The following is a 7,526-nucleotide window of genomic DNA, read 5'->3' as shown; positions in this document are numbered from 1 at the left end:
GGTACATGCAGGGCAAGATCGAGATCGACCCGATGATCACGCACACAATGCCCCTCGACGACATCAACAAAGGCTTCGACATGATGCACAACGGCGAAAGCATCAGAAGCGTCGTCGTCTATTGACGTAGCGAAAACCAAAGGGAGGGTGACGCAACGACTGAAATGATGACAGCCCCTGCGCCAGACGGAGGATGACAGGCGCGCGGGGGCACCGGCCAGGGGCGACACGCTTCGTAAGGCCAACGACCAGAATTTTGACCCAGGGAGGAACAAATGAAGAAATCACTCTTGATGTCTGCGGCGTTTTTAGTCGGATCGTCCGGCTTGGCGGCCGCGAACAGCGACCTTCAGGCGCTGATCGACGACCCCACGCAATGGGCGATCCAGACCGGCGACTATGAGAACACACGCTATTCCGAGTTGGACCAGATCAACCGGGACAACGTTGACGATCTCCAGGTCGCCTGGACCTTCTCGACCGGCGTTCTGCGCGGTCACGAAGGCTCGCCGCTGGTGGTGGACGGAATCATGTATGTCCATACGCCATTCCCCAACATCGTCTACGCGCTCGATCTCGCACAGGATGGCAAGATCATCTGGAAGTACGAGCCCAAGCAGGACCCGAACGTGATCCCGGTGATGTGCTGTGACACGGTGAACCGGGGCGTCGCCTACGCCGATGGCAAGGTGTTCCTGCATCAGGCCGATACCAAGGTCGTTGCGCTGGATGCCAAGACCGGTGAGGTCGCATGGACCGCCGTGAACGGCGACCCCTCGATTGGCGAGACCAACACGGCGACGGTTCTGCCGGTCAAGGACAAGGTGATCGTCGGCATCTCGGGCGGCGAGTTTGGCGTGCGCGGGCACGTGACCGCCTATGACATGAACAGCGGCGAGCAAGTGTGGCGTGCCTATTCCATGGGGCCGGACAGCGATACGCTGATCGACCCGGAAAACACCACCCATCTGGGCGAGCCGGTTGGGCCGGACTCGGGCCTCAACACCTGGGAAGGCGATCAGTGGAAGATCGGTGGCGGGACAACCTGGGGTTGGTATTCTTATGATGCCGACCTGGACCTGTTCTATTACGGCACCGGCAACCCGTCGACATGGAACCCCGGCCAGCGTCCGGGCGACAACCGGTGGTCGATGACCGTGATGGCGCGCGACCCCGATGACGGCATGGCCAAGTGGCTCTATCAGATGACGCCGCATGACGAGTGGGACTATGACGGCGTCAACGAGATGATCCTGACCGATCAGGAAGTCGACGGCGAGATGCGCAAGCTCTTGACCCACCCGGATCGGAACGGTCTCAGCTACACGATGGACCGTGAAACCGGCGAATTGCTGGTGGCGGAGAAATTCGATCCGGTGGTCAACTGGACCACGGGTGTCGACATGGACCCCGACTCGGATACCTATGGCCGTCCGGCCGTGGTCGCCGAATACTCCACCGAGCAAAATGGCGAGGATGTGAACAGCACGGGTATCTGCCCGGCGGCTCTGGGGACCAAGGACCAGCAGCCCTCGGCGTACAGCCCGAAAACCGGCCTGTTCTACATCCCGACCAACCACGTCTGCATGGACTACGAGCCGTTCCGCGTGAGCTATACCGCCGGTCAGCCCTATGTGGGTGCGACGCTTGCGATGTATCCCGCGCCCGGCAGCCATGGTGGCATGGGCAACTTCATCGCCTGGGACAATATCGAGGGTAAGATCAAGTGGTCGATCCCCGAGCAGTTCTCGGTGTGGTCAGGTGCTCTGGCGACTGCGGGCGATATCGTGTTCTACGGCACGCTCGAAGGCTATCTCAAGGCGATCGACTCTGAGAGCGGTGAGGAGCTTTACAGCTTCAAGACGCCGTCCGGCATCATCGGCAACGTGATGACCTACGAGCATGACGGCAAGCAGTTCGTCGGCATCCTGTCGGGTATTGGTGGTTGGGCCGGGATTGGCCTTGCGGCCGGTCTGACCGATCCGAATGCCGGTCTGGGCGCCGTGGGCGGTTACGCGGCCCTGAGCGACTACACCGCGCTTGGCGGTCAGCTGACCGTGTTCAAGCTGCCCGATTGATCCCTGATCGTATCGCATGACCCAAGCGGCGCGGCGCCTCCAAGGTGCCGCGCCGCCGCATCAAAGCCCAAAGGAGCTACGAATGATGACCATCCGCCGTCTCTTGTCCGCAGGATTTGCCAGCTGCCTGGCCATCGCCGCTGCGCCGGCCCTCGCGGAGGAGACCCCGTCGCCTGACGATCCGAAGTTTGCCGCAGCCTATGAAGAGGGCGGGCGCTATTTCACCGAAGAGGACATTCCGACCTTCAATGTTGCCGAAGATGGTACGGTCGATTGGCTGACCTATTCCGGATTTCGCAGATACCACGCGGAATGCCATGTCTGCCACGGTCCGGATGGTGAAGGCTCGAGCTATGCGCCCGCGCTCAAGAATTCGGCGCGCGACATGGAGTATTACGAATTCCTCGCGGCGGTGGCCGGAGGTATTCAGAATGTGAACGCGTCCGAAAACTCTGTCATGCCGTCATTCGGCAACAACCCCAATGTCATGTGTTATATCGATGACATCTATGTTTACCTCAAGGCGCGTGGCGTAGGAGCTGTCGAGCGGGGCCGTCCCGCCAAGAAGGAAGCGAAATCGGATGAGATCCAGGCGTTTGAAGATGACTGCATGGGTTAAGGGCCTCGCGCTGGCCTGTGCCCTTCTGCCGGGCATGGCCGCCGCGCAAATGGCGGAACTGGTGTCTCAGTCCGCCCTGCGTGTCTGTGCCGACCCGGCCAATGATCCGATGTCGACCGAGGCTGGCACCGGGTTTGAGAACGAGATTGCCGAGTTGCTGGCGGATCGGCTGGAAAAACCGGTGGAGTACACCTGGTTTCCCATGGCAACCGGGTTCGTGCGCCGTACTCTGGGCGAGAAACGCTGCGATGTGATCATCGGCTTCGCGCAGGGCCATGAAATGGTGCAGAACACCAACCACTACATGACGTCGATCTACACGATGATCGTACCGCGCGATGGCGCGTTGTCGGATGTGGTGACGCTGTCCGACCCGCGGCTCAAGGACAAGGTGGTCGGTATCATTGCGGGCAGCCCGCCGGGCACGCACATGGCGCGCAACGGGCTGATGTCCAAGGCGCGGGCCTATCCGCTGTTTGTAGATCGACGGGTGCAATCGCCCGCCACGGACATGCTTGGCGATCTGGAGGCGGGCGAGATCGACGCGGCAGTCCTCTGGGGGCCGATCGGCGGGCCGCTGGTCAAACGCGATCATCCCGACCTCAAGGTGGTGCCTCTTTTGAATGAGGCCGGCGCGCCCAAGATGTATTACCGGATCACCATGGGCGTTCGGCTGGGAGAGGACCAGTGGAAGCGTCAGCTCAACTCACTGATCCGCCGCAATCAGGCAGAGATCGACGCGATCCTGCATGAGGCGGGTGTGCCGCTTCTCAATGATATGGGAACCGAGGCCAAGGTGTTGTCGCAATGATGCGAGCGGGGCTGGCGTGGCTGCTCTTGAGCGTCGCCGTCCCGGTATCAGCGGAAGGCGTGCCCGAGCCGGACGGCTACCGGGGCGCGCCGTATCGCGCGCCTGTTCCTGCGACCCTTGCAGGCGCTGAGGTTGTCGATGCCGAAGCTGCGTATGCGCTGTGGCGGCAGGGCGAGGTTGCGTTTGTCGATGTGCTGCCGCGTCCGCCAAAACCTGCAAAGCTGCCCGAAGGCACGATCTGGCGGGAAAAGCCGCGCCATTCCATCCCCGGTGCGATCTGGCTTCCGAATACCGGCTATGAGCGTATAGCTGAGGAAACCCGGCGTTATTTGCGCGAGGGTTTGGCGCAGGCGACGGGAGACGATCCCGAGCAGCCGGTGCTGTTTTTCTGCCTGATGGATTGCTGGATGTCCTGGAATGCGGCCAAGCGGGCGCTCGAAATGGGATATGCCCATGTCTATTGGTTTCCCGATGGCACAGATGGCTGGGATATGGAGGATTATCCGCTTGAGCGGGTCGAAGCCATGCCGGGAGAGCCGGGCAGCTCTCAGTAGGCGGCGAGGCTTGTGCGTGCGTGGCTGATCGTTCCATCCGTGTCGCGCAACATCACCTCTGCCGTGCTGACGCCGTCCGGGATCGAGACCCGCAGGCGAGGATTCTCCGAGAGGGAAATGCTGCCTGTCATGGTCACGTATGGCGCATTGTCGAGCGAAATGGCGACCTCGTCGACCACACGCATCGGCACGTATAGCAGCGTGATCTGATCCATCGCGAGGCCGGAATGGCTGGGATGGCTGATATCCACGTCGAGCGCAGTGACCTTGCCGGCGAGCGCGGCGAGGCGGGTGTTCACGCTCTTGCTGGGGGCGTCGAGAGCGGGGAGGAACGCAAGCTCCATGTCGCCCAATGTGGCCAGAGCGTCTTCGGGGTTCGTGCCCGGTGGGGCGGCGCAGGCGCCTTGCCCGGAGGTTTTCAGATAGGCTTCGGCCATGTGCCGTTCACCCGCGTCGGTCAGGGCCACCAGATGCAGCGGGGTTTGCCCGTTGATTCGCGTTGTCAGGGAAAAGGCGAACTCGGATCGCGGCTCGGCCAGTTGAAACTCGGCGGCGACGGGGGCCGGGTTTTCGTCGATCATGAGCATGACGGTCGTGATCTTCTGACCGGGAGGTGCGGTCACGTGGCCCCCCAGCGCGGTGCGCGCGTCGTCGGTGGCGCGGTAAGGGGCGTCGAGGCGGACCTGCGTGCTATGCGCAATCACCGGCGCGTCACCGAAAAGCGCGTCCTGAATGTCAGGCCAGGCGGATTGCGCCCGCGCGGGGCCGTTTGCCGAGATCATTATCACCGCCGCCAGGGCCAGCATCGCTCGTTTCATGTCATCCCTCCGCAAAGATGTGGGTCTTGAAAATATAGCGCATGCCGCGCAGCCACGAGTCGTCGGTGTTGGAGCGGATATCGACGGCGCGGGCGCGCACCACCTCACCGCTGGGGACCGCACGCAGGACCAGATTCATTGACAGGATCAGGTTGGAGACCTTTTGAATTTCTCCAACGAGAACATAATCAGCCCCGAGGCGATCGGCGAGGCGGGTTTCACAGCCATAGCAATCTGCGGGGTTGCTGAGATTATCCAGATCGGGGGCGATGGGGGAGATGTCGAGCATCTCGAACCCTTCCTGAGCGAAGCGATCCGCGACGTCTTTCTCGACCAGTGCCAGCCGCGCGGTTTCATCTTCGCGCACGGGATTGTAGGCGCCTTCGGTGGACGTGTCGATAAAGGTGACCCCAAGAAACGCGACGCTCGCGCCTTGACGCAGCGGCACGAGCCCCTGCGCGAAAGCGACAGATACCGAAAGCAACCCGGCCAGAAGCCCGAGAAAGAACGCCCGTTTCATGGCTCGACATTACGCGCAGAGCGATCCCTGCGATATGCGACTTTGGGCGGAGAAACGTGAGCCGTTAAACGCCCGCGTCAATCATCGCCTTGGCGAGGATCGGCACCGTGTCGGCATTGAGCCCGGCGATGTTGATCCGGCTGTCACCGATCATGTAGATTGCATGGTCCTCGCGCAGTCGTTCGACCTGCTCGGGTGTGGCGCCCAGCCGCGAGAACATGCCGCGATGCTGCGCGATAAAGCCGAAGCGGTCAGACCCCGAGAGGCGCTGCAACTCGCCTGCCAGCTGCTCGCGCAGTTTCAGCATGCCGAGGCGTACATCTTCCAGTTCCGCCTGCCAGTCAGCACGCAGATCGGCATCGGTCAGCACCATGCTGACGAGGCGCGCGCCGTGGTCGGGCGGGAACGAATAGTTCTGTCGGTTCAAGTAGGCAAGATTGCCCTGCGTGACTTTGCCGAGCGCCGCGTCCTGCGCCACCGCCATCAGGATACCGGTGCGCTCGCGGTAGATACCGAAATTCTTGGAACAGCTTGCCGCGATCAGCATCTCGGGGCAGTTCGCCGCGACAAAGCGGACGGCGCGCGCGTCTTCTTCCAGCCCGTCGCCAAAGCCCTGATAGGCGATGTCGATCATCGGCAGCGCGCCTTTGGCGTTCAGCAGTTCAACGACCGCCGCCCATTCGGTCATGTTGAGGTTGGCCCCGGTCGGGTTGTGACAGCAGCCATGCAGCAGCACCACGTCGCCTGCGCGCACGCCCTCCAGATCGGTGAGCATGGCGGCGAAATCGACGGCGCATGTGTTGCTGTCGAAATAGCGATAAGAGACCGTTTCCATCCCCATATGCGCAAGAATGCTCAGGTGGTTGGGCCATGTCGGATCTGACACGAAGACCCGCGCCTGCGGGTTCACCATCTTGACCAGTTCAAACGCCTGCCGCACCGCGCCGGTGCCACCGGGCGTGGCGATGGTCGAGACCTGATCGCGCGCCACCGCATCGCCCAGAACCAGCCCCACCATGGCATCGGTGAACGCCGGGTCCCCGGCAAGGCCGGTATAGGCTTTGGTGCTCTCGATTTCCCAAAGCTGTTTTTCGGCGGCCTTGACCGCGCGCATGATCGGGGTCACGCCCTCGGGTGTCTTGTAGACACCGACGCCAAGGTCGATCTTGGTCTCGCGCGGATCCTCGCGATAGGCTTGGCCCAGCGCCAGGATCTTGTCGGCCGGTTTTTCCTTGAGTTGCTCGAACATCATGCCTCTCCAGTGGCGACGGGCAGCGTCGGAAACGCGCCCCATTCGGTCCATGACCCGTCATAGAGCGCGTGATCGGTCTTGCCGACCCGCTCCAGCGCCAGATTGATCACCGCCGCGGTCACACCGGAGCCGCAGGAGGTGATGACCGGCTTGGTCATATCGACCCCGGCTGCGGCAAGGATTGCGCGCAGATCGTCAGGGTCCTTCATCGTCATGTCCTCGTTCAAGAGCGAGGTATAGGGCACGTTTTTCGAGCCGGGTATATGCCCGGCGCGCAGCCCCTCGCGCGGTTCTGGCGCCTCGCCGCGGTAGCGCGCGGCGGCGCGGGCATCGAGGATTTCGTAATCGCCCAGCTTGGCGGCGGCAGAGACCTGCGTGACATCCTTGACCATGTGATTCTGACGGCGCACCGTCATGTGCCGGTCGCGGATCACCGGCGGCAGGTCCTCGGTGGGACGCCCCTCGGCCTGCCATTTCGGGAAGCCGCCATCCAGAACGGCGATGTTCTCTTGCCCCATCAGGCGGAACAGCCACCAGACCCGCGCGGCGGAAAACAGCCCCTTGGCGTCATAGACCACCACCTGATGCCCGTCGCCCACGCCCATGGCGCGCAGCTTGGACATGAATTTCTCAACCGGCGGGGCCATATGCGGCAGCTCCGAGCGCGCATCGCTGATCTCGTCGATATCGAAGAACCGCGCGCCGGGGATATGCGCGGCCGCGTATTCGGCGTGCCCGTCGCGGCCCTCGGCGGCCATGAACATGGTGCCATCCAGAACCCGCAAGTCGGGGTCCTTGAGATGGGCTGCAAGCCAATCGGTGGAAACAAGGGTTTTCGGATCATCAGTGGCCATGTGCGCCCCCCGGGTTCAGA

8 protein-coding genes and 1 pseudogene are annotated in these 7,526 nt (G+C 62.5%); 5 read left to right on the top strand and 4 right to left on the bottom strand.

What is annotated here, in order from left to right:
- From Q0X85_RS10415 to Q0X85_RS10395, 5 genes and pseudogenes are all read left to right on the top strand, one after another.
- Positions 1-125, top strand: a pseudogene (locus Q0X85_RS10415) (S-(hydroxymethyl)glutathione dehydrogenase); the annotation flags it as partial.
- 150 nt (positions 126-275) lie between these two features.
- On the top strand, positions 276-2,078 hold the full coding sequence (locus Q0X85_RS10410; protein ID WP_297771836.1) for a methanol/ethanol family PQQ-dependent dehydrogenase: 1,803 nt from the start codon (positions 276-278) through the stop codon (positions 2,076-2,078).
- Between the two features lie 82 nt (positions 2,079-2,160).
- The gene (locus Q0X85_RS10405) at positions 2,161-2,697 is read left to right on the top strand and encodes a c-type cytochrome, methanol metabolism-related (protein ID WP_297771835.1); all 537 of its coding nucleotides are present in this window, start codon (positions 2,161-2,163) and stop codon (positions 2,695-2,697) included.
- Positions 2,681-3,508 carry a substrate-binding domain-containing protein gene (locus Q0X85_RS10400; protein ID WP_297771834.1) on the top strand — a complete coding sequence of 276 codons (828 nt, stop codon included), beginning with the start codon at positions 2,681-2,683 and terminating at the stop codon, positions 3,506-3,508. Before Q0X85_RS10405 ends, Q0X85_RS10400 begins: the two co-directional genes overlap by 17 nt.
- The gene (locus Q0X85_RS10395; RefSeq protein WP_297771833.1) at positions 3,505-4,062 is read left to right on the top strand and encodes a PQQ-dependent catabolism-associated CXXCW motif protein; all 558 of its coding nucleotides are present in this window, start codon (positions 3,505-3,507) and stop codon (positions 4,060-4,062) included. The genes Q0X85_RS10400 and Q0X85_RS10395 overlap by 4 nt, the downstream gene beginning before the upstream one ends.
- Here the strand turns inward: Q0X85_RS10395 and Q0X85_RS10390 are convergent.
- The 4 genes from Q0X85_RS10390 to sseA form a co-directional block, all read right to left on the bottom strand.
- The gene (locus Q0X85_RS10390; RefSeq protein ID WP_297771832.1) at positions 4,056-4,880 is read right to left on the bottom strand and encodes a quinoprotein dehydrogenase-associated SoxYZ-like carrier; all 825 of its coding nucleotides are present in this window, start codon (positions 4,878-4,880) and stop codon (positions 4,056-4,058) included. The two genes, Q0X85_RS10395 and Q0X85_RS10390, sit on opposite strands and share 7 nt — an antisense overlap.
- A gap of 1 nt (position 4,881) precedes the next feature.
- Positions 4,882-5,400 carry a DUF3280 domain-containing protein gene (locus Q0X85_RS10385; protein WP_297771831.1) on the bottom strand — a complete coding sequence of 173 codons (519 nt, stop codon included), beginning with the start codon at positions 5,398-5,400 and terminating at the stop codon, positions 4,882-4,884.
- A 64-nt stretch (positions 5,401-5,464) separates the two neighbouring features.
- The gene (locus Q0X85_RS10380; protein ID WP_297771830.1) at positions 5,465-6,649 is read right to left on the bottom strand and encodes an amino acid aminotransferase; all 1,185 of its coding nucleotides are present in this window, start codon (positions 6,647-6,649) and stop codon (positions 5,465-5,467) included.
- A complete protein-coding gene (gene sseA, locus Q0X85_RS10375) occupies positions 6,649-7,506 on the bottom strand; it encodes a 3-mercaptopyruvate sulfurtransferase (RefSeq protein WP_297771829.1) in 858 nt (285 codons plus the stop codon). The genes Q0X85_RS10380 and sseA overlap by 1 nt, the downstream gene beginning before the upstream one ends.
- Positions 7,507-7,526: the final 20 nt, after the last annotated feature.

Source organism: uncultured Roseovarius sp. (assembly GCF_947259555.1).
GTDB lineage: Bacteria > Pseudomonadota > Alphaproteobacteria > Rhodobacterales > Rhodobacteraceae > Roseovarius.
Note: the sequence above shows the minus strand (reverse complement) of the source record. Positions and strands in the feature narration are given on the sequence as shown.